Annotated in this window: 17 protein-coding genes, 1 tRNA gene and 2 riboswitches; of the genes, 10 read left to right on the top strand and 8 right to left on the bottom strand. The window is 74.1% G+C overall.

The features are described 5' to 3' along the window. Positions 1-3 precede the first annotated feature (3 nt). From moeB to NR072_RS04460, 4 genes are all read right to left on the bottom strand, one after another. Entirely contained in the window at positions 4-1185 is a 1182-nt protein-coding gene (moeB, locus tag NR072_RS04475; protein ID WP_134416582.1) for a molybdopterin-synthase adenylyltransferase MoeB, read from the bottom strand. Further along, a complete protein-coding gene (locus NR072_RS04470; RefSeq protein WP_036316581.1) occupies positions 1182-2000 on the bottom strand; it encodes a thiazole synthase in 819 nt (272 codons plus the stop codon). Before NR072_RS04470 ends, moeB begins: the two co-directional genes overlap by 4 nt. A 3-nt stretch (positions 2001-2003) precedes the next feature. Then, positions 2004-2246 carry a sulfur carrier protein ThiS gene (thiS, locus tag NR072_RS04465; RefSeq protein WP_041105270.1) on the bottom strand — a complete coding sequence of 81 codons (243 nt, stop codon included), beginning with the start codon at positions 2244-2246 and terminating at the stop codon, positions 2004-2006. Continuing rightward, positions 2243-3412, bottom strand: coding sequence for an FAD-dependent oxidoreductase (locus tag NR072_RS04460; protein WP_036316589.1), 1170 nt, complete (start codon positions 3410-3412; stop codon positions 2243-2245). The genes thiS and NR072_RS04460 overlap by 4 nt, the downstream gene beginning before the upstream one ends. Beyond that, a riboswitch (TPP riboswitch) is annotated at positions 3406-3536 on the bottom strand. Its footprint overlaps the gene before it by 7 nt. A 21-nt stretch (positions 3537-3557) precedes the next feature. On the opposite strand from NR072_RS04460, the gene thiE reads away from it, so the two are divergent. Together thiE and NR072_RS04450 are read left to right on the top strand one after the other, a co-directional pair. Beyond that, the gene (thiE, locus tag NR072_RS04455) at positions 3558-4301 is read left to right on the top strand and encodes a thiamine phosphate synthase (protein WP_036316591.1); all 744 of its coding nucleotides are present in this window, start codon (positions 3558-3560) and stop codon (positions 4299-4301) included. Positions 4302-4387: 86 nt separating this feature from the next. After that, positions 4388-4460, top strand: a tRNA-Arg gene (locus NR072_RS04450). A gap of 196 nt (positions 4461-4656) precedes the next feature. Here the strand turns inward: NR072_RS04450 and thiD are convergent. Further along, positions 4657-5511, bottom strand: a complete 855-nt coding sequence (gene thiD, locus NR072_RS04445) for a bifunctional hydroxymethylpyrimidine kinase/phosphomethylpyrimidine kinase (RefSeq protein WP_256836310.1) — start codon at positions 5509-5511, stop codon at positions 4657-4659. Positions 5512-5584: 73 nt separating this feature from the next. Between thiD and NR072_RS04440 the strand changes: the two genes are divergently transcribed. From NR072_RS04440 to NR072_RS04410, 7 genes are all read left to right on the top strand, one after another. Beyond that, positions 5585-6742, top strand: a complete 1158-nt coding sequence (locus NR072_RS04440; protein WP_119217416.1) for a hypothetical protein — start codon at positions 5585-5587, stop codon at positions 6740-6742. Positions 6743-6803: 61 nt separating this feature from the next. Then, positions 6804-6918: riboswitch (TPP riboswitch) on the top strand. After that, positions 6915-8720, top strand: a complete 1806-nt coding sequence (gene thiC, locus NR072_RS04435) for a phosphomethylpyrimidine synthase ThiC (RefSeq protein ID WP_036341386.1) — start codon at positions 6915-6917, stop codon at positions 8718-8720. Its footprint overlaps the riboswitch before it by 4 nt. A 370-nt stretch (positions 8721-9090) precedes the next feature. Further along, the gene (locus tag NR072_RS04430; protein ID WP_049147226.1) at positions 9091-10011 is read left to right on the top strand and encodes a hypothetical protein; all 921 of its coding nucleotides are present in this window, start codon (positions 9091-9093) and stop codon (positions 10009-10011) included. After that, positions 10008-11144 (top strand): hypothetical protein, encoded by a 1137-nt coding sequence (locus NR072_RS04425; RefSeq protein WP_233490692.1) that lies wholly within the window; start codon positions 10008-10010, stop codon positions 11142-11144. Before NR072_RS04430 ends, NR072_RS04425 begins: the two co-directional genes overlap by 4 nt. After that, positions 11144-11815, top strand: a complete 672-nt coding sequence (locus NR072_RS04420) for an ABC transporter ATP-binding protein (RefSeq protein ID WP_101965573.1) — start codon at positions 11144-11146, stop codon at positions 11813-11815. The genes NR072_RS04425 and NR072_RS04420 overlap by 1 nt, the downstream gene beginning before the upstream one ends. Before the next feature lie 105 nt (positions 11816-11920). Continuing rightward, positions 11921-12670 (top strand): DNA-3-methyladenine glycosylase I, encoded by a 750-nt coding sequence (locus NR072_RS04415; protein ID WP_020624982.1) that lies wholly within the window; start codon positions 11921-11923, stop codon positions 12668-12670. A 63-nt stretch (positions 12671-12733) separates the two neighbouring features. After that, a complete protein-coding gene (locus NR072_RS04410; RefSeq protein ID WP_101965575.1) occupies positions 12734-14149 on the top strand; it encodes an NAD-dependent succinate-semialdehyde dehydrogenase in 1416 nt (471 codons plus the stop codon). Between the two features lie 54 nt (positions 14150-14203). Here NR072_RS04410 and NR072_RS04405 read toward each other — a convergent pair whose 3' ends face one another. Beyond that, positions 14204-14761 (bottom strand): 2'-5' RNA ligase family protein, encoded by a 558-nt coding sequence (locus NR072_RS04405; protein ID WP_233490693.1) that lies wholly within the window; start codon positions 14759-14761, stop codon positions 14204-14206. Between the two features lie 32 nt (positions 14762-14793). Next, positions 14794-16428, bottom strand: coding sequence for a sodium/proline symporter PutP (gene putP / locus NR072_RS04400; RefSeq protein WP_020625160.1), 1635 nt, complete (start codon positions 16426-16428; stop codon positions 14794-14796). Positions 16429-16536: 108 nt separating this feature from the next. Here putP and hrpA point away from each other — a divergent pair, with 108 nt between their 5' ends. Further along, complete coding sequence (gene hrpA / locus NR072_RS04395) at positions 16537-20640, top strand: ATP-dependent RNA helicase HrpA (protein ID WP_256836305.1); 4104 nt, start codon at positions 16537-16539, stop codon at positions 20638-20640. A gap of 24 nt (positions 20641-20664) precedes the next feature. Here the strand turns inward: hrpA and NR072_RS04390 are convergent, their stop codons facing one another. Beyond that, positions 20665-21093, bottom strand: coding sequence for an HIT family protein (locus NR072_RS04390; RefSeq protein WP_256836303.1), 429 nt, complete (start codon positions 21091-21093; stop codon positions 20665-20667). Positions 21094-21112 lie beyond the last annotated feature (19 nt).

Below are 21112 nucleotides of genomic sequence, written 5' to 3'. Positions count from 1 at the left end.
GGGTCAGGCGGGCCAGGCGGCGAGGCCGCCGGCGAGGGACAGGACGCGCCCGCCGGCGCTCGGGTCGGCCCCGACGACGGCGTCCCGCGCCCGGGCCGAGCGGGCTCCGGCGGCGCAGTAGACCACCAGGACGCGGTCCTGCCCGGGCGCGAGGGCCGCCGGCTCCGCGAGGACGGCCTCGAGCGGGACGTGCCGATCGGCCACCGTCGCGGGGGCCTCGACCCGGCGCAGGCGGCGCTCCCAGTCCTCGCGGACGTCGAGCAGGGTGAGGGACGCGGCCCGGGCGGGGTCGGCGAGCAGGGCGGCCAGCGCGGCGGGGGCGATCTCCCCGCCCGCGGCGCCGCACGCCTCCGCCGAGCCGGGGGCGCCGGCGTCGTCCGGGCGGGGGGCCTGGTCCGCGTGGGCGGACAGGTCCGTCACGGGGGTCCGCTCGGGGTCGGGCACGAGCCGCAGCTCACGGAAGCGCATCGTCAGGGCGTCCACGGAGAGCAGCCGCCCGACCAGGGGCTCACCCACCCCGGAGAGCAGCTTGATCGCCTCGGCCGCCATGAGGGAGCCGATGATCCCGGGCAGCACCCCGAGCACTCCGGCCTGCGCGCACGAGGGCGCCTCGCCGGGTTCGGGCCGCTCCGGGAACACGTCCCGGTACAGCGGCCCGCCCGGGGCGAACACGCTCACCTGCCCCGCGAACCGCAGGATCGCGCCCCACACCACGGGCACGCCCGCGATCTCGCACGCGTCGGCCACGAGGTAGCGGGTCGCGTAGTTGTCCGTGCCGTCGAGCACGAGGTCCACGGCGCCGACCCGTTCGAGCGCGTTGGCCGCGGTCAGGCGTTCGCGGTGCTCGACCACGCGCACCTCGGGGTGCAGGCCGCGCATCGTCGCGGCGGCGGAGGCGGTCTTGGGGCGGCCGAGGTCCGCCTCGGCGTGGATCACCTGGCGGTGCAGGTTGGAGCGGTCCACCATGTCGTCGTCGATCACGTGGACCTCCCCCACGCCCGCGGCGGCGAGGTAGGTCAGCACGGGCGCCCCGAGGCCGCCGGCGCCGACCACGAGGACGCGGGAGCGCAGCAGCGCCAGCTGGGCCTCGGGGCCGAAGCCGTCCAGGCTCAGGTGGCGGGCGAAGCGCTCCAGCTGGGTGTCGGACAGCGCGGTGAGGTCGCGGGGCTCGCGGGCGGCGGTCACCGCTCGTCCTCCTCGGCCGTGACCCGCCCGGCCATCGGCGAGGAGGCCAGGGCGTGCTCGCGGCGCGGGATGCGCCCGGCACGGCGGGCGTGGAAGCCCGCCTCGAGCGCGAGCCGGCACGCGTGGGCCATGCGGGCGGGCTCGGCGGCGCGCGTGATCGCCGAGGCGGCGAGCACGGCGTCGCAGCCGGCCTCCATCGCCAGGGCGACGTCCGAGGCGGTGCCCACGCCGGCGTCGAGCACGATCGGCACGGAGGCGCGGGAGACGATCAGCTCCAGGTGTGCGCGGTTGAGGATGCCCAGCCCCGAGCCGATCGGCGAGCCCAGCGGCATGACGGCGGCGGCGCCGGCCTGCTCGAGGCGCAGCGCCATGGCGGGGTCGTCCGAGGTGTAGGCCAGGACGGTGAAGCCGTCGGCGGCGAGCCGCTCGGTGGCCTCGAGGGTCTCGACGACGTCGGGCAGCAGGGTGCGCTCATCGGCGATGACCTCGACCTTCACGAGGTCGGTCTCGAGCGCCTCCCGGCCGAGCCGGGCGGTGAGCACGGCGTCCCGGGCGGTGTAGCAGCCGGCGGTGTTGGGCAGCACGTCGATGCCGAGGCGGTCCAGCAGCGCGACCAGGCCGTCACGGGTGTCCGCGGACCAGCGGCGCAGCGCCACGGTGGTGAGCGTGGTGCCGGAGGCGACGAGGGCGCCCTCGAGGGCGGTCAGGTCGGTGATGCCGCCCGTGCCCATGATGAGCCGGGAGGCCAGGTCGTAGCCGCCGATCCGCAGCGGCGGGATCGCGGGGGCGGCGGGCGGGGTGCGGTGCTCGGCCATCGCTCAGCCCCCCTGCACCGCGGTGACGACGTCGACCTCGTCCCCGGCGGCCAGCTCCCGGGTGGCCCAGGCCGACCGGGGCACGACCTCGCCGCCGACCGCCACGGCCACGCCGAGCCGCCGCCCGTCCGCGGCGGCGCCGTCCTCGCCGATCGCGCGCCCGGTGACGTGCGCGACGACGTCGCGGACGGTGGCCACGGCCAGCTCGGCGGGCTCTCCGTTGAGGGTCAGGGGGAGGGTGCTCATGCGATCTCCTTCAGGCGGGCGTGCAGCAGCTCGAGGATCCGCCCGGCCGCCCAGGGGGCGAGCAGGATCCCGTGACGGTGGAAGCCGGTGGCGACGACGGCGCCCGGAGCCTCGGGCACGGCGAGCACGCGCGGGGCGTCGTCGGGGGTGCCGGGGCGGGCGGCGGTGGTGATCTCGACCAGCTCGCACTCGCGGACGGCGGGCAGGATCGCGGCGGCGTCGGCGAGCAGGTCCAGCACGGCCCCGGCGGAGGTGCCGGCCAGGCCGTCCTCGCGGGCCGAGGCGCCGACCACGAGGGTGCCGTCCGCGCGGGGCACGAGGTAGACCTGGCGCCCGTGGACGAGGCCGCGGACGGTGCGGGTGATCAGGTGCGACTCCCCCGGCAGCAGCTGCTCGGGGCGCACCCGCAGACGCAGCACGTCGCCGTGGACGGGGCGCAGCGGGACCTCGACGGCGGTGGCCGCGCCGCCGATCCCGCGGTGGCCCAGGCCCGCGGCGAGGACCGCGCCGTCGGCGGTGAGGACGCCCCCGTCGGCCAGCGTGAGGCGCACCCCCTCGCCCTCCGGGCCGGCGGCGGTGACGCGTCCGGCCACGAACCGGGCGGCGGGTCCGGCGCCGACCGGGAGCGGGCCGCCGTCGGGTCCGGTCTCGGCGCGCAGGGCGGCGACGCAGGCGGCGGCGAGCCGTCGCGGGTCCACCTGATGGTCGTCCGGGGCGTCGAAGCCGGCGGCCAGGCCCGGGGCCAGGGCGGGCTCGGCGCGGCGCAGCGCGCGGACGGAGACGGGCTCGACCCGGCGACCGAGGATCGAGGCGTGCTCGAGCACGTGGTCCCAGGCGCGGGCGTCCGAGGGGTCCGCGGCCACGATCCAGGCGCCCTGTGCGAGGAAGCCCGTCTCCACATCGGTGAAGGCGGCGAGCAGGTCCACGAGGGCCGGGTAGGCCTCCCAGCCGGCCTGCAGCAGCGGGGCGAGGTCGTCCTGGCTGAACTGGGTCTCGGCGAGCGGCGCGAGCATCCCCGCCGCGGCGTGGGTGGCCCCGGCCACGGCGTGCGGGCGCCCGGCGGCGTCCAGCTCGGGGGCGATCAGGGTGACGGCGTGGCCTGCGGCACGCAGACGCACGGCGGCGGTGAGGCCGATGATCCCGGCCCCGACGACGGCCACGTGCACGGACCGGTCCTCCTCACGGCGGCATGACCCGCATCGAGTGGTGATGGTCGGCCGCGCCGGCGCGGTGCGCCCCTGCGGCCCTCTCAGCCCGGCGTGTGCGGCCCGGGCTCCCATGGAACAGCGGCCAGTCTGCCACAGTGGGCGCATGCACTCCCCCGATCCGCTCCTGATGACCGCGGCCGGCCGCGACGACGGCGGCACCGGCCCCGGCGCGCGCCGCCGCGCCCGCCTCGCCGCCTCCCGGCTGTACGTCTGCACCGACCTGCAGCGGTTCCTGCGCCCGGACGGCACGCTCGACACGGCCGCGTTCGCCGACTTCTGCGCGGCGGCGTTCCGCGGCGGAGTAGACGTGATCCAGGTGCGGGACAAGGCCGTGGACGTGGCGGTCGAGCTGGCCGCGTTCGCCACGCTCGTCCCGCTGGCCCGGGAGCACGGGGCGCTCTCGGCCGCCAACGACCGCGCCGACGTCGCCGCCCTGGCCGGGGTGGACGTGTTCCACACGGGCCAGACCGACCTGACCACCGCGCAGTGCCGCGCCCTGCTGGGCCCGGACGTGGTGCTCGGCCGCTCGTGCCACACCGAGGCGCAGGTGCGCGGCGCCCGCGCGGAGGACGGCCTGGACTACTTCTGCACGGGGCCGGTGTGGGCGACGCCCACGAAGCCGGGCCGGGCCGCCGTCGGACTGGAACTGCCGACCCTCGCCGCACGCCTGGACGCGGAGGACCCGGCGGGGGCGCGGCCGTGGTTCGCCATCGGCGGCGTCGACGCGGACCGGCTGCCCGAGGTCCGCGCGGCCGGGGCGGAACGGATCGTGGTGGTCCGCGCCGTGACGCAGGCCGAGGACCCCGAGGCCGCGGCCCGGACCCTGCGCGCGGGCCTGCCCGGCTGACGCGCCCCGCGGGGAGGTCACGGACGGGCCGTCCTGATGGTGTAGAGTCGACGAGTCCGCAACGCGCTCGACGCGTCGCGACCCCCGCCTCCGTAGCTCAGGGGATAGAGCGTCTGCCTCCGGAGCAGAAGGCCGCAGGTTCGAATCCTGCCGGGGGCACGAGCGAACAGAGCCGGACCCCCGTGGCGACACGGTGGTCCGGCTCTTCTGGGTTCTGCGGACCCGGACGCTCGAGCGGAGCGGGAGGTCCGGGTCACCGGCATTCGAGGCGGGAAATCGACCTCATGGGACGTCCCGAGGTGCGTATTCGCCGGATTTCCCGCCTCGAACGTGTCGAAGCCCGGAGGTCCCGCCCTCAGCCCCGCTGCGCATGACCGTGGTCGACGGGCCCGTGCCACGTCGGCCGCGAGGCGTCCCCGACCGCGAGCGCCTCCCCCGCCCGCATCGCGTCGGCCAGCCACGGCTTGGCCCGCTCGAGTGCGTCCTCCCAGCTCAGGCCCGCCCCGGCCAGCGTGGCCAGGGCCGAGGAGAGGGTGCAGCCGGTGCCGTGCGAGGCGCGGGTCGTCACGCGCGGGCCGCGCACCTCGTGCACGGCCCCGCCCACGCGCACGACGGCGTCCGGCACCTCCGCCGCTGCGGCCTCGGGCGCCTCGGTCTCGTCCAGGTGCCCGCCCTTGAGCAGCACCGTCACCCCGTGCTCGGCGGCCAGGCCCCGCGCCGCGTCGAGGGCGGCGTCCCAGTCCGTCGCGTCCCGCCCGGTCAGCCGGGCCAGCTCGGGCAGGTTGGGTGTCACCAGGTGCGCCACCCGCAGCAGCCGGGCCCACGCGGCGCGCCCGTCGTCGTCGCCCACCGCGGTGAGGGCGTCCCCGCTCGAGGCCACCATGACCGGGTCCAGCACGACGACGGCGGGCCGGGTCTCCTCGAGCCAGCCGGCGACGGCCCGCATGAGCTCCACCGTGCCGAGCATGCCGATCTTCACGACGTCCACGGCGATGTCGGCGGCGACCGAGTCGAGCTGGGCGCGCACCACGTCCACCGGCAGCGGGTGGACGGCCTGCACGCCCTGCGTGTTCTGGGCGGTGATCGCGGTGATCGCGGTCATCCCGTAGCCGCCCCACGCGGCGATGGTCTTCAGGTCGGCCTGGACACCGGCGCCGCCGCCGGAGTCGGAGCCGGCGATGCTGAGCACACGGGGGACGGCGGAGGTCATGCGGGGGCTCCTTCGGGTCGGGGCGGATCGGCCGCCCGGGCCGGGCCGATCCCGCCCATGAGAATGTAGTCGCATGTCCCACGTCACAGAGAGCTCTCCCGCGCACCCCGGCCGAGCCGAGGAGTCGGCGCCGCTGCGGCCGACCTCCCCGCTCGGGATCGCCGCCACGTTCATCGGCACCACCATCGGCGCCGGGTACGCCTCGGGCAACGAGATCCTGCAGTACTTCGTGAGCTTCGGCCTCTGGGGCGGCACGGGGGCGCTCGTGATCGCCGGCGCGCTGTTCTTCCTGCTCGCGGTGATCGTGCTGCGGCTGGCGCAGAAGCTGCGGACCACGGACATCCACCGGATCGTGAACCCCACGACGTCGCGCGTGCCCACCTGGTTCGCGGACCTGTCCATCACCACGTCCCTGCTGGGGACGCTGGTGATCATGCTGGCCGGGGCCGGGGCGGCGGTGCACACCGCGTTCGGGCTGCCCTCGCTCGTGGGCTCGCTGGTGATGGCCACCGTCTGCGTGGTCTCGGTGCTGGCCGGCATCACGGGCCTCGTGCGCGTCCAGGCCGTGGTGGTCCCCCTGATCATCGTGGTCGCCGTCGGCGTCGCGGTGTGGGGGTTGGCGAACCCGGGGGCCGCGGTGGACGACGTCGCCGCGCTCGTGACCTCGTCCCCGCTGATCAACCAGTGGTGGCTCTCGGGCGTGCTGTACGTGGCCTTCAACATCCAGCTGGCCTACGCGGTGCTCGCCCCGATCGGCGAGGAGAGCTCCTCGTCGGGCCGCTCCCTCGTCGCCGGGGCCGGGCTCGGGGCCCTGGGCCTCGTGGTGATGGCCGGCGCGGTGATGGCCGCGCTGACCGCCCACGCCCAGCTGATCGGCCGCGCCGAGCTGCCCATGGTCGAGCTGGCCGCGATGATCGGCGGCTGGGCCGCCCTGCTGTACACGGTCGTCCTGCTGCTGGCGCAGTTCACGACGGCGGTCTCGTGCCTGTACGGCGGGGTGGAGCGCATCGCCCTGCTGTCCTCGATGCGCCGCGTGCCGGGCTGGGTCATCGCCGTCGTCACGGCCCTGGCCGCCACCCTGCTCTCGAGCGTCGGCTTCTCCGACCTCGTGGGCACCGTCTACCCCGTCCTCGGCTACGCCGGCCTCGTCATCATCGTGATGCTGGTCGTGACGTGGATCGTCGAGCGCTCCACGGTACGCCGCCGGGCGGCCCGCGCGGCGCGCGCCTGAGCGCCCGGCCGCATGGCCGGACGGCGGACGGTGAGGCGCCGCGGGGGACGTGCTAGGGTCGCTCGCATCCCACGGGAGCCCCACGGCACGGGGCTGAGACCGGGCTGACGCCGCCCGGAGACCGTCTGAACCTGTCCGGGTCATTCCGGCGAAGGAAGAAGGAGCAGCGGCCATGTCCGTTTCCGAGCGCACCCCCCTGCCCGCAGCCGAGTCGACGGCCGAGGTCGTCGCCGAGGAGAACTACCCCACGCACCGTCTGGGATGGCTCGAGGACGCCGAGCACGGCATCCGCGTGCCCGTCACCGAGGTCCACCAGGACGACTCCCCCGACGGCACGCCCAACGCGCCCCTGACCGTCTACCGCACCATGGGCCCGGGCTCCGTGCCCGAGCGCGGCCTGCCGGCCCAGCGCGCCGAGTGGATCCGCGCCCGCGGCGACGTCGAGGAGTACGAGGGCCGCGAGCGCGACCTGCTCGACGACGGCCGCTCGGCCGTGCGCCGCGGCGCCGCCTCACAGGAGTGGGCCGGCGAGCGCCGCCCCCCGCTGCGCGCCAAGGAGGGCGCGCGCGTCACCCAGATGCACTACGCCCGGCGCGGCGAGATCACCCCGGAGATGCGCTACGTCGCCCTGCGCGAGGGCGTGGACGTGGAGCTGGTGCGCTCCGAGGTCGCGGCCGGCCGCGCCATCATCCCGGCGAACGTGAACCACCCCGAGTCGGAGCCGATGATCATCGGCAAGGCGTTCGCCGTGAAGGTCAACGCGAACATCGGCAACTCGGCGGTGACGTCGTCGATCGCCGAGGAGGTCTCGAAGCTGCAGTGGGCCACCCGCTGGGGCGCGGACACCGTGATGGACCTGTCCACGGGCGACGACATCCACACCACCCGCGAGTGGATCCTGCGCAACTCCCCCGTGCCGATCGGCACCGTGCCGATCTACCAGGCCCTCGAGAAGGTCGGCGGCGACCACCAGGCCCTGACCTGGGAGATCTTCCGCGACACCGTGATCGAGCAGTGCGAGCAGGGCGTGGACTACATGACCGTGCACGCCGGCGTGCTGCTGCGCCACGTGCCGCTGTCCGCGGACCGCGTGACCGGCATCGTCTCCCGCGGCGGCTCGATCATGGCCGGCTGGTGCCTGGGCCACCACAAGGAGAACTTCCTCTACGAGAACTACGACGAGCTCTGCGAGATCTTCGCGCGCTACGACGTCGCGTTCTCCCTGGGCGACGGCCTGCGGCCGGGCTCCGTGGCGGACGCCAACGACGCCGCCCAGTTCGCCGAGCTCGACACGCTCGCCGAGCTGACGGAGCGGGCGTGGGCGTACGACGTCCAGGTCATGGTGGAGGGCCCCGGCCACATCCCGCTGCACCTGGTGCGGGAGAACGTGGAGCGCCAGCAGGAGCTGTGCAAGGGCGCCCCGTTCTACACGCTCGGCCCCCTCGTCACGGACATCGCCCCGGCGTACGACCACATCACCTCGGCCATCGGCGCCACCGAGATCGCCCGCTACGGCACCGCGATGCTCTGCTATGTCACGCCCAAGGAGCACCTGGGCCTGCCGGACCGGGACGACGTGAAGACGGGCGTGATCACCTACAAGATCGCCGCGCACGCCGCCGACGTCGCCAAGGGCCACCCCGGCGCCCGCGACCGCGATGACGCGCTGTCCAAGGCGCGCTTCGAGTTCCGCTGGCGCGACCAGTTCGGCCTCGGCCTGGATCCGCAGCTCGCCGAGGAGTACCACGACGAGACGCTGCCGGCCGAGCCCGCCAAGACCGCCCACTTCTGCTCGATGTGCGGGCCGAAGTTCTGCTCCATGCGCATCAGCCAGGACATCCGCAGCGAGTTCGGCGGCGCGTCCGAGCAGGCGCGGATCGCCGAGGCCGGCATGGCCGCGAAGTCCGCGGAGTTCCGGGCCGCCGGCGGGTCCGTGTACCTGCCCGAGCCGACGATCCGCACCGCCTCGGACGCCTGAGGCCGGACGCGGGGTGAGGTGGGGCGGGATGGCCCGCCCCTGCGCCACCTGACGATCGCGTCATGACCTGAGGGCCGCCACCAGGTCATGACGCGATCGCCAGGACAAGGCCCTCCGGGACGGCGAAGGCGCGGCCCCACGGACGGGGCAGTGCGCTCGGTGGTCGATCGAGTGGTGATGCCTCTTGACTCACACACACACTGGGCTCACTATTCCGTCAGGCCCCTGTGATGCGTGTCCCATTCGCCCACAGGAATTGAGTGGATGGAATATGACGTGAAAGTCGACATGACCCCGCCGGTCCGCACCCCAGGGGCGCTTCCCAGGTGAGGCATCATCCAGCCGCTCAGCTCTCCTCGGGCCAGCCGTGATGACCCGGATGCTCGTCTCGAGATTCCTCCTTCTCCTGATCACGCTCGGAACAGCAGCGCTCCTCGCGTCCTACGTCGGGGTGGAGAAGGAGGAACGCTGGCGCATGGACGGCACGGTGTACGAGATCTCGGCATTCCCCGCTGGCGAGGCCTGGCCCATGATCCGGACGTCGCTGACGGGACCGGACTCCGGCTCTGCGGCCACGTCCACGAGCCCCCACGTGACTGCCCTCGCCGGCCGACCTGCTCTGGACGTGCTCCCGGATGGCGTCGCCCCGACCGCGGTCGTCCCCAGCACCTCCCCCTTTGCCGCACGTGCCGCTGCGGGCGAACTGAGCTGGCCGGACGTCGATCGGGTCGTCGTCCGAGACCTCTCCTCCGCGCCGGATCGCGCCACCGAAGCAGACCTCCTGGTCCCGTTCCTCTCCACCGACAGTTCGTCCCTTGCCGGCGTGATCGGCGGCTCACCGGCCCAGGTCGACGAGCTCGTCCAATCGCTGCGGCGGGCCGGTGTCGTCGTCGACGTCGTCCCGCTCCCGCCGCCGTGGGAGGCAGCGATGCGACGCAGTGTCCATGTGCCCCTGCTCGCCGTGATCGCCGGCTTCGCCCTGCTGGGCGCACAGGTCGTCTGGCGCACGACCCTGCGCAGTCGACTGCTCCCTGCCGTCACCTCGCACCGCCTCGTCGGTGCCTCCCCACTGCGAGCGGCCCGGCTCGGTGTCCGGCCCGCCATGGTCGCCTGGACGACCGCCGCCGCGAGTGCCGGCGGAGTCTGGCTCGTGGCATGGCCCCGGTGGGACGCGGAGATCGGTCTCACCGGCGACACCGCTCTCCTCTGGTCCGCCGTGCTCGTCGTGGACGCCATCCTCATCCTCGGCACGACCCTGTCCACCCTCTGGGTCCGAAGGGCACACGCATGACGGCAGCCATGCGGGCCGTTGCGGACGGCCTCCGCGACCTGTTCGACACGCCCGGACTGCTGTTCCTGTCCCTGCTGCACACGACCGTGGCGTCGGTCGTGTTCGGACTGGCCCTGGGCGTCGCCGGCGGAGTGACCACGGCGCTCGAGGTGCTCGAGGACGCCGAGTCGTCGGGCCTGGTGGCAACCAGGATCCTGGACCCCGCCGTCACGACCGACCTCCACCCCCGCGCCGTCGACACCGTCTCCCGGGCGTTCGCCGCCCATGTCGACGGAGTCGACCCCCGTGCCTTCCTCGTGACGGACGCCATCGGAATCGAGGACCCCCGGCTGCAGGGGGCGGTCATCGCCACGCCTGGTCTGGCCCGGGAGTTCGGCGCCGCTGCTGCCGTCAGTCCCGCCGAGGGTGTGTACTTCGCTCCCGCCGCGATCACCTCCGGGGCACCGGGCGGCACCGTGTACGTGGGGTCCACACCCCACAGCTATGCCGGCCCACTCCCCGGGGACGCGGCCGCGCCGCGGGCCGACGGATCCCTCTGGCCCCTGGGTGAGTCGCCCGTCATCGTCACCAGCACGACGACCATGGCCGGCCTGATCGAACCGGCCCAGCTCGCGGCGGTCTACGGTTCCGTCGTGGCATGCCAGGACGCGGCCTCCGAGGTGAGAGCGGTACTCGACGTCCTCGAGGACGAGACGGGCGTGGTCGCCGAGTTGGCCCCGATCGCCTCGGCCAGGTCTCCGATCGCCCGAGAAGCCCGCGGTGCCGCGCTCATGGTCACCGCCTACACCGCCGGGCTTGCCAGCGCCGTCGTGACGGTGGTGAGCCTCCTGACGACCATGACCCGTCGACTCACGCCCACGTGGCTGGCGCACCTGACGGTCGGGGCGCCCAGACGACTGATCCGGCTCCGGATCGCCACATCCGTGGCCGCGGTATGGGGCATTCCGGCCGTGCTCGGATCGTTGCTCGGCCTCGGCATCGCCTCGGAAGCGGGCGGACTGCGTCCGGCGCCTGCCGTCGTCGTGGTCGGGCTGGCGGTCGTCTTGGCGATCGCCGCTGCGTGCACCCGTCATCCCCTCCGCCAGCTGCACCGGGCCGTCCGCACGGCGGCACTCGTCGAAAGGACCGTGTGATGTCCCTGCTCACCGTGCACGACGTACACCGCTCCTACCGCGGCCCCGCCGGGGATGTCCCCGTGCTCCGCGGCGTCTCGCTCCAGGTCCCCGGGGGCGGCGTCCACGCGATCATGGGACCCTCCGGGTCCGGCAAGTCGACCCTGCTGCGGCTCCTCGCCTGCCTTGACACACCGGACGCCGGGAGCATCCGTGTGGCCGGGCGGAGCCTGCCGGCACCGTGGTCGTCCGACGGCGACGCCTACCGGAACCGGACGTGCGGCATCGTGCTCCAGGACCATCTGCTCATCGATCGGGCGACCGCCGTGGACAACGCGGCCCTGCCGCTGCTCTACGCGCGGCCGCGCACCTCGAAGCGGGAGCGCCGCACCATGGCCGCCGAGCTTCTGACGCGCCTCGGGCTCGGAGACCGTCTCCACCACCCCGTCGGCCGGCTCTCCGGCGGCGAGCGCCAGCGCGTGGCCATCGCCCGGGCCGTGATCATGGGGCCCTCCCTGCTGCTCGCCGACGAGCCGACGGGCGCCCTGGACGAGGAGCGCACCGACGAGGTGATGGGGCTCTTCCGCTCCATGTCCCAGCCGGAGCGGGCGATCGTGGTCGTCACGCACGACCCCGCCGTGGCGGCCCGGTGCGACCACACGTGGCGGCTGCGGGCCGGGCGGCTCGAGTGACGAGGTCCGGCCGTGCCTCCTGCACAGGTGTCCGCAGACGGCGTGGCGTCCCCGGGCGTCGCGTTCCGGTTCCGGATGTCCGGGGCCGCTCCTAGGCTCGGATGCATGAGCGCGCACCACGCCGACGACGGCCTCCCCGCCCCCGTCTCCACCCTCGCCGAGGATCCACCGGCCGACGGGCGACAGGCGCCGCCGAGTGGCGTCGTCGTGGGTGAGGACGGGCGGGCCCGCCCGCCGTGGGCGGCACGGGATCCGCTGCTGCGGGAGTACTACGACACGGAGTGGGGCCTGCCCGTCACGGACGAGCGGGGCCTGTTCGAGCGCCTCGTCCTCGAGGCGTTCCAGTCGGGCCTGAGCTGGCGGACCGTCCTGGCCAAGCGGCCCCGGTTCCGGGAGGTGTTCGCGGGCTTCGACGCGGACGCCGTCGCGGCGTTCGGGGACGCGGAGGTCGAGGCGCTGCTGGCGGACCCCGGCATCATCCGGAACCGGCGCAAGATCGAGGCGGCGATCGCGAACGCGCAGGCCGTCGTCGGGATGCGCGGCGAGCGGTTCACCCCGCTGCACCCGGGCTCCCCCGGCGCGGGCCCCGCCTGGCACGGCGACGGCGACCGGCCGGCCCGCGGTCTGGCGGGGCTGGTCTGGGCGCACCAGCCTGCCGCGACCCCACGGCCGGAGACGGTGGCGCAGGTCCCCTCGGCCTCGGAGGAGTCGCGCGCGCTCGCGAGGGCGCTGAAGGCGCACGGCTGCCGATTCGTGGGGCCGACCACGTGCTTCGCCCTGATGGAGGCCGCCGGGGTCGTGGACACCCACCTTCTCGGCTCGTGGCGAAGAGGGGCGTCCGGGATCTGGGAGTGAGCGGGGGCCTCCGGCAGGATGGGGAGCTCAACGCAGGACGTCCACACGAAAGGGTGACGACTGATGACCACCACCTCCGCCTCTCAGGGCTACCGCACGATCAACCCGGCCACCGGGGAGCTGCTGAAGTCCTTCGACAACGCCACGGATCAGCAGATCGCCGACGCCCTCGACGCCTCGCAGGCCGCGTACGAGCAGTGGTCCCGGAAGTCGGTGGCCGAGCGCGCCGCCGTCGTGAAGCGGATCTCCGAGCTGCTGGCCGAGCGCTCCAAGGACATCGCCGCGCTGATCACCACGGAGATGGGCAAGTCCCTCGGCGCGGCGGTCGGCGAGGTGCGCTACAGCGCCCAGATCTTCGGGTACTACGCGGACGAGGCCGAGGAGCTGCTCGCGGACCAGCCGATCAAGCAGTTCTCCGGGCAGGAGGCGTTCGTCCAGCGGCTGCCGATCGGCCCGCTGCTGGGGATCATGCCGTGGAACTTCCCGGTGTACCAGGTGGCCCGTTTCGTGGCGCCGAACCTCGTGCTCGGCAACACCATCCTGCTCAAGCACGCCGAGATCAACCCGCAGGTGGCGCAGCTGCTGGAAGAGCTCTTCACCGAGGCCGGCCTGCCGGAGGGCGTGTACCAGAACCTGTTCGCCACCCACGACCAGATCTCCACGATCATCGCCGATCCGCGCGTGCAGGGCGTGTCCCTCACCGGTTCGGAGCGGGCCGGCGCCGCCGTCGCCGAGCAGGCCGGCCGGCACCTCAAGAAGGTCGTCCTCGAGCTCGGCGGCTCCGATCCGTACATCGTGCTCTCCGCGCCGGACGCCCGCGCGGCCGCCCGCGACGCACTGGCCACCCGGATGGGCAACTGGGGCCAGGCCTGCAACTCGAACAAGCGCATGATCGTCATGGAGGACCTCTACGACGACTTCGTGGATGAGCTGGTCCAGCGCTCCTCGGCGATGAAGCCCGGCGACCCGACCTCGCGCGACGCCGACGTCTACGGCCCGCTGTCCTCCGAGTCCGCGGCCGACGGGCTCACCGAGCAGATCGCCGCGGCCAAGGAGGCCGGCGCCACCGTCCACGTGGGCGGCGAGCGCGTCTCCGGCCCGGAGGGCGAGGGCTTCTACGTCTCCCCGGCCGTGATCACGGACGTGGACCAGGAGAACCCCGCCTACACGCAGGAGCTGTTCGGCATGGCCGCCGTGGTCTACAAGGTGTCCTCGGCCGAGGAGGCCGTGGCGCTGGCCAACGACTCCCAGTACGGTCTCGGCGGCGCCGTGTTCTCCACGGACCTGGACGAGGCCAAGCGCGTGGCCGACCAGCTCGAGGTGGGGATGGCGAACGTGAACCTCGCCTCCGCCGCCGGCGCGAACCTGCCCTTCGGCGGCGTGAAGCGCTCGGGCTTCGGCCGCGAGCTCGGCCCCATGGCCGTGGACGAGTTCGCCAACAAGCGCCTGTACGCGGTGCAGGGCCCCCTGGAGGGCTGACCCGGGGCCGGGTCGGCCGGGCGGGTCTCCCGCTCCGGCCGCCCCGTCGGCCCCTCAGCCGCGCAGCGGGACGGTCGCCAGCACCTCGTGCAGCGGCCCGCCGGACCGGCCCTCGCCGAGCCGGGACGCCACGACCTCGACCTCGTCGGCGGTCCACTCCGGCCCGCGGTACACGGCGAGCGCGCGCACGGCCTCGGCCAGCAGGACGGTGGCCGGCGCCGGCGGACGGGGCTCGCCCCGCCTCCGACCCCGAGGTCGGAGCGCGGCCCCCGAGACCGGCGCCACGGTGAGGTGGGCGCGCCGGCGGTCCCGGCCGTCGTCGTCGGCGAGCCAGGGCTCCGCCAGGAGCGCGCCGAGCTCCCGGACCTGCCCACCCACCCCCACCCAGAGCGTGCGGTGCGAGAACTCCCCCGCTCCGGCCAGGTGCAGGTCCAGCGGGCCATGTCCCGCCGCGATGCGGCCGGCGACGGCGACGACGTCGTCCACGGCGCCGGCGGGCACCTCCGGGTGGAACGCCAGCGTCAGGTGCCGCTGCTCCGGCTCGGTCCAGCACAGCGCGCGTCCGGCCCGGTCCCGGACGCCGTCGAAGGCCGGCTCGAGGTGGTCGAGCACGGCCCTCGGCGGACGGATCGCGAGGAAGAGCCTCACGCCTGCGCGCGCGGATCCGCGGCGGCTGCGGTCGAGCCCCCGGCGGCGTCCCGCGTCATGGCGGCCGGGGCCACGTCCGGGTGCGGCTCACGGCCGGCCACGATGTCGATCGCGCCGGTGAACTCGGCGTCGATCCGCCGCTGCACACGGCGCGAGCGCTGGGTCACGAGGGACACCACCACACCCACCACGAGGGCGGCGACGAAGCCCGGCAGCAGCTCGTACAGGCCGAACCACTCCCACGTCTCGGCACTGGCCTCCGACCACGCCCAGGCGACGGCGGCGCCGGTGACCATGGCGGCCATCGCCCCCCACGAGGTGAACCGCGGCCAGTACAGGGCGAGCAGGATCACGGGGCCGAAGGCGGCGCCGAAGCCGGCCCACGCGAAGGAGACGAGCTCGAGCACGGAGGAGTCCGGGTTGAGGGCGAGCAGACCCGCCACGAGCGCCACCACCAGCACGCCGATGCGGCCGAGCCACAGGGTGAACGTCGAGGACCCGGTGCGCCCGCGCAGCATGTAGAGGTCCTCCACCAGGGCGGAGGAGCACACGATCAGCTGCGAGGAGAGCGTGGACATGATCGCGGCGAGGACGGCGGCCAGCACCAGGCCGGCCACGAACGGGTGGAACATGATCGAGGCAAGCACCAGGAACACGGTCTCCGGGTCCTCGAGCGTGGTGCCGGGGTTGGCCTGGAAGTAGGCGATGCCCACGAGGGCCACCATCACGGCGCCGAACACCGACAGCGCCATCCAGCCGATGCCGACGCGCCGGGCGACGGCCGCGTCGTGCGGGGTGCGCAGGGCCATGAAGCGGACGATGATGTGCGGCTGGCCGAAGTAGCCCAGGCCCCAGGCGAGGGAGGACAGGACGCCGATCAGCGTTGCGTTCTCGAACATCGAGAAGTGGTTCACTCCGCCGCCGGCGGCGTCGGCGGCGCGGATGCCCTCGACGACGGCGTCCCAGCCGCCCATGGTCAGGATCACGACGATGGGGACGGCCAGCAGGGAGAGGAACATGAGGATGCCCTGGGCCACGTCCGTCAGCGAGGCGCCGAGGAAGCCGCCGAACAGGGTGTAGAGCACCGTGATGCCCGCGACCACGAGCATGCCGGTGAGGTAGTTGATGCTGATGCCCTGGGCGTAGAAGGAGTCGGGGCCGAAGGTGGACTCGACGAACTTGCCGCCGGCCACCATGCCCGAGGACACGTAGAAGGTGAAGAACACGAGGATGATCAGGCCGGCCACGATCCGCAGGATGTGCGTGCGGTCCTTGAATCGGTTCTCGAGGAAGGACGGGATCGTGATCGAGTTCCCGGCCACCTCGGTGTAGGAGCGCAGGCGGGGGGCGACCACGCGCCAGTTCACCCACGCGCCCACGGTCAGGCCGACCGCCATCCAGCCCTCGACCAGGCCCGCGGCGTAGATCGCGCCGGGCAGGCCCATCAGGAGCCAGCCGGACATGTCGGACGCACCCGCGGAGAGCGCCGCGACGGACGGCTTCATGTCGCGTCCTGCGAGCATGTAGTCGTCGAGGTCGGTGTTCTTGCGGGAGGCGTACAGGCCGATCGCGATCATCGCGAGGAAATAGAGGCCGATCGCCGCCAACAGGAAGACGGTGTTCGTGTCCATGGGCTCCAGAGAATCACATCCGGACTCTCAGCCCCAGTCCCAGGTCCGTCCCAGATTCGCCCCGTCCGGGTCGGCCCGGGCCCCCGCGCGCCTAGGATGGAGGCCGTCATGACGCAGACTCCCCCGCCCTCCACGCCCGCCGCGCAGCCGTCCGCGACGCCCCACGACGCCGTCGCGATCACGTTCCCCGAACACCTGCCGGTGGCGGAGCGCCGTGAGGAGATCATGGCCGCGATCCGCGACCACCAGGTGGTGATCGTCGCGGGCGAGACCGGCTCGGGCAAGACCACGCAGCTGCCGAAGATGTGCCTGGCCCTCGGGCTCGGGGAGGCCGGCTCGATCGGCCACACCCAGCCCCGGCGCATCGCCGCCCGCTCCGTGGCCGAACGCATCGCGCAGGAGCTGGGCGAGGAGATCGGGCAGACGGTCGGCTACCAGGTCCGCTTCACGGCGCAGACCTCGAAGGCCACCCGGGTCAAGGTCATGACGGACGGCATCCTGCTGGCCGAGATCCCCCACGACCCGCAGCTGCGCCGCTACTCCGTGATCATCGTGGACGAGGCCCACGAGCGCAGCCTCAACATCGACTTCCTCCTGGGCTACCTGCGCAACCTGCTGCCCCAGCGCCCGGACCTGAAGGTGATCATCACCTCGGCCACCATCGACCCGGAGCGCTTCGCCCGGCACTTCGGCCGGCCGCTGGCCGCGGGCGAGGACCATGCGGACGCGGTGGAGGCCGACGACGGCGGCCGCGTGGTCCCGGTGCCGATCATCGAGGTCTCGGGGCGCACCTACCCCGTCGAGATCCGCTACCGGCCGCTGACCGACGAGCCCTCCCCCGACGACCCCGAGGACGATGCGGACGACGCCGCCGAGACCCGCGACCCCCTCGACGCGATCGGCGACGCCGTCCTCGAGCTGGCCGCCGAGCCGCCGGGTGACATCCTCGTGTTCCTGCCGGGCGAGCGGGAGATCCGCGAGGCCGCGGACCACCTGACCGGCGTCGTCGCCGGCACCACGCGCCTGGCCGGCACGGAGATCCTGCCGCTGTTCGGCCGCCTGTCCATGGCGGAGCAGCACCGCGTGTTCGGCCGCGCCGGAGCCGGGGTGCGCCGGCGGATCGTGCTGGCCACGAACGTCGCCGAGACCTCCCTGACCGTGCCGGGCATCAAGTACGTGATCGACACGGGCACCGCGCGCATCTCGCGGTACTCGCACCGCACCAAGGTGCAGCGCCTGCCGATCGAGCGTGTCTCCCAGGCCAGCGCGAACCAGCGCGCGGGCCGGTCCGGCCGCACCTCGGACGGCATCGCGATCCGCCTGTACTCGGAGGAGGACTACCTCTCCCGCCCCGAGTTCACGGACCCGGAGATCCTGCGCACCTCCCTGGCCTCGGTGATCCTGCAGATGCTGTCCCTCGGTGTGGCCCGCACCCCGGGCGACGTCAAGGAGTTCCCCTTCGTCCAGCCCCCGGACGGCCGACAGGTCACCGACGGCGCCACCACGCTCACCGAGCTCGGCGCGCTCGAGGCCGGCGGCGCCCGCGCCGGCACCATCACCCGGGTCGGACGCCGCCTGGCCCGTCTGCCCGTTGACCCGCGGCTGGGCCGCATGATCCTCGAGGCCGGTGAACGCGGCTGCGTCCGGGAGGTCATGGTGATCGCCGCGGCCCTGACCATCCAGGACCCCCGCGAGCGCCCCACGGAGCAGCGCGAGGCCGCGGACGAGCTGCACCGCCGGTTCGCGGACGAGAACTCGGACTTCTCCGCGATCCTGAACCTCTGGGCCTACCTGCACGAGCGGCAGAAGGAGCTCTCCGGCTCCCAGTTCCGCAAGCTGTGCCGCCGTGAGCACATCAACTGGCTGCGCGTGCAGGAGTGGCAGGACCTGGTGCGCCAGCTGCGCCAGCTCGCCAAGGACGTGGGCCTCACCGTCGAGGCCGGACCCGTGGACCCGGTGGGCCGGCACGAGGCCGTGCACAAGTCCCTGCTCACGGGCCTGCTCTCGCAGATCGGCGCCTACGACGAGCGCCGTCGCGAGTACGCGGGCGCCCGCGGCACCCGTTTCGCCGTGTTCCCCGGCTCCGCCCTGTTCAAGAAGCGCCACCCGTTCGTCATGGCCGCCGAGCTCGTGGAGACCTCGCGGCTGTGGGCCCGCACGGTGGCCCGGATCGAGCCGGAGTGGGCCGAGGAGGTCGCCGGTCACCTCGTCAAGCGGGCCTACAACGAGCCGCACTGGTCGCGGCGGGCGGGCTCCGTCGTCGCGCGCGAGAAGGTGACGCTGTTCGGCGTCACCCTGATCCCGGACCGCTCGGTCCGGTACGGCCGGATCGACCCGGAGCTCTCCCGCGAGCTGTTCATCCGGCACGCCCTCGTGGAGGGCGACTGGCGCACGCGTCACCGGTTCTTCGCCCGCAACCGGGCTGCGCTCGAGGAGGTCGACGCCCTCGAGACGCGCCTGCGCCGCCGCGACCTGCGGATCGGGGACGAGGACCTGTTCGCCTTCTACGACGCGCGGATCCCGGGAAACGTCGTCTCCGAGCGGCACTTCGACGCGTGGTGGAAGAAGGCGCGCCAGGATCAGCCGGACCTGCTGGACCTCGACGTCGCCGCCCTGCTCACCGCCGACGCCGAGGACCTGGACACCGACGCGTTCCCCACCACGTTCGCGTATCCGATGCCCGGCGGCGACGTGGAGCTCGACCTCGAGTACACGTACGACCCGACCGGCGCGGCCGGCACCGACGGCGTGACCGTGGCCGTGCCGATCCTGCTGCTCAACCAGGTCTCCCCCGGCCCCTTCGCGTGGCTGGTCCCCGGCCTGCGGGTCGAGCTCGTCACCGCCCTCATCAAGGCGTTGCCCAAGGCCGTGCGCAAGAACCTCGTGCCCGCCCCGGACGTGGCCCAGCAGCTCGTCGCGGACCTCGAGGCCCACGCCGACCCGCTGCGGGACGAGCTGCCGGACGCGCTGTCCGCGGCCGTGCGCCGGGTGCGCGGCGTGGTGGTGGAGCCCGGACTGTGGGCCCCGGACGCGGTGCCCCTGCACCTGCGGATGGACTACCGCGTCGTGGACGCCCGCGGCGCCGTGATGGGCGCCGGCCAGGACCTGCCCGCGCTGCAGGCCCGGCTCGCGCAGGCCAACCGCTCCGCGATCGCCGCCCGGCTCGCCGGCACCGACGACCCCGCCTCGGCCCGGCCGGGGCCGCGCGGCAAGGGCCGCGGCGGCCGTGCCCAGGCCGACGCGCGGGCCGGGGCCGAGGGACGCCGTCGCCCGGAGGGCCCCGGGCGGTCCGGCGCGACGCCGGCCTTCGAGGAGCGGCACGGGCTGACCTCGTGGAGCATCGGCACGGTGCCGAAGACCGTCTCCACCGCGGCCGGGGCGCGCGGCCCCGCCATCACGGGCTACCCGAGCCTGGTGCCCGAGACCACGCCCGACGGCGGCCCCGCGGCCGGCCTGACCGTGGCCCGGTCCGCGGAGGACCAGGCGGCCTGGCACCGGGCCGGGGTGATCCGGCTGCTGCTGGCCACCCTGCCCAGCCCACAGCGCTACGTGCTGGACCACCTGGACAACAGGGAGAAGCTCACCTTCACCCAGAACCCGCACGGCTCGGTGGACTCCCTCGTCGCGGACTGCACCCAGGCCGCCGTGGACCGTCTCGTCGGGGACGAGCTGCCGTTCGACGAGGCCGCGTTCCGCGCCCTGTTCGACCGGGTGCGGGCCGACCTGATCGACACGGTCTTCGCCGTCACGTCCCTGGTGGAGCAGGTGCTCTCCCGGGCCGCGCAGGTGCGACGCCGGCTCAAGGACTCGGTCTCGCTCGCCCTCGCACCGGCGCTGTCGGACGTGAAGGCACACCTCGAGCAGCTCGTGTTCCCCGGCTTCGTGGCCGCCACGGGCTGGGAGCGGCTGCAGCACCTGCCGCGCTACCTGCAGGGCATGCTGACGCGCCTGGACCGGCTGGACGCCGGGGGCCACCTGCAGCGCGACGGGCAGCACATGGCGGTGGTGCAGGGGCTCGAGGACGAGTTCGACGCCGCCGTCGCGGCCCATCGCGCCCGGTTCGCGGGCACGCCCGTCCCCGCGGAGCTGGAGCGGGTGCGCTGGCTCATCGAGGAGCTGCGCGTCTCGTTCTTCGCCCAGGAGCTGGGCACGGCGGTCTCGGTCTCCGAGAAGCGGGTGCGTCAGGCGCTCGCCCGGGCCACGCGCGCCTGAGCCGGGCCCGGGCGGCGCGGGCCGTCAGTCCTGCGGGACGACCTCGCCGTGGCCCAGGTCCCGCAGGGCCGCGCGGAGGCGGGCGGCGGCGTCGTCCAGGTCCGCCGGATCGGGGGCGTTGTCCACGCGGGCCAGGTCGAAGTCGGCCAGCGAGGTGGAGGGCCACACGTGCACGTGCAGGTGCGGGATCTCATAGCCGGCGATCATGAGCCCGGCCCGGCGGGCGGAGAACGCCGCCACCTGCGCCTTGCCGATCTGCTGGGCGACCGCCGTCAGGTGCGTGACCAGCGCCGGGTCGACCTCCACCCATTCGTCCACCTCCGCACGGGGCACCACGAGCGCGTGCCCCGGCTGGAGCGGCGCGGCGGACAGGAACGCGACGCACGTCTGGTCCTGCCACACGAAGCGGGCGGGCAGCTCGCCGGCGATGATCCTGCTGAAGACGGTGGCCATGGGGGGTCCTCCTGGGGGT

It is taken from the genome of Micrococcus sp. Mcc89 (genome assembly GCF_024519795.1).
GTDB classification, from domain to species: domain Bacteria; phylum Actinomycetota; class Actinomycetes; order Actinomycetales; family Micrococcaceae; genus Micrococcus; species Micrococcus luteus.
Note: the sequence above shows the minus strand (reverse complement) of the source record. Positions and strands in the feature narration are given on the sequence as shown.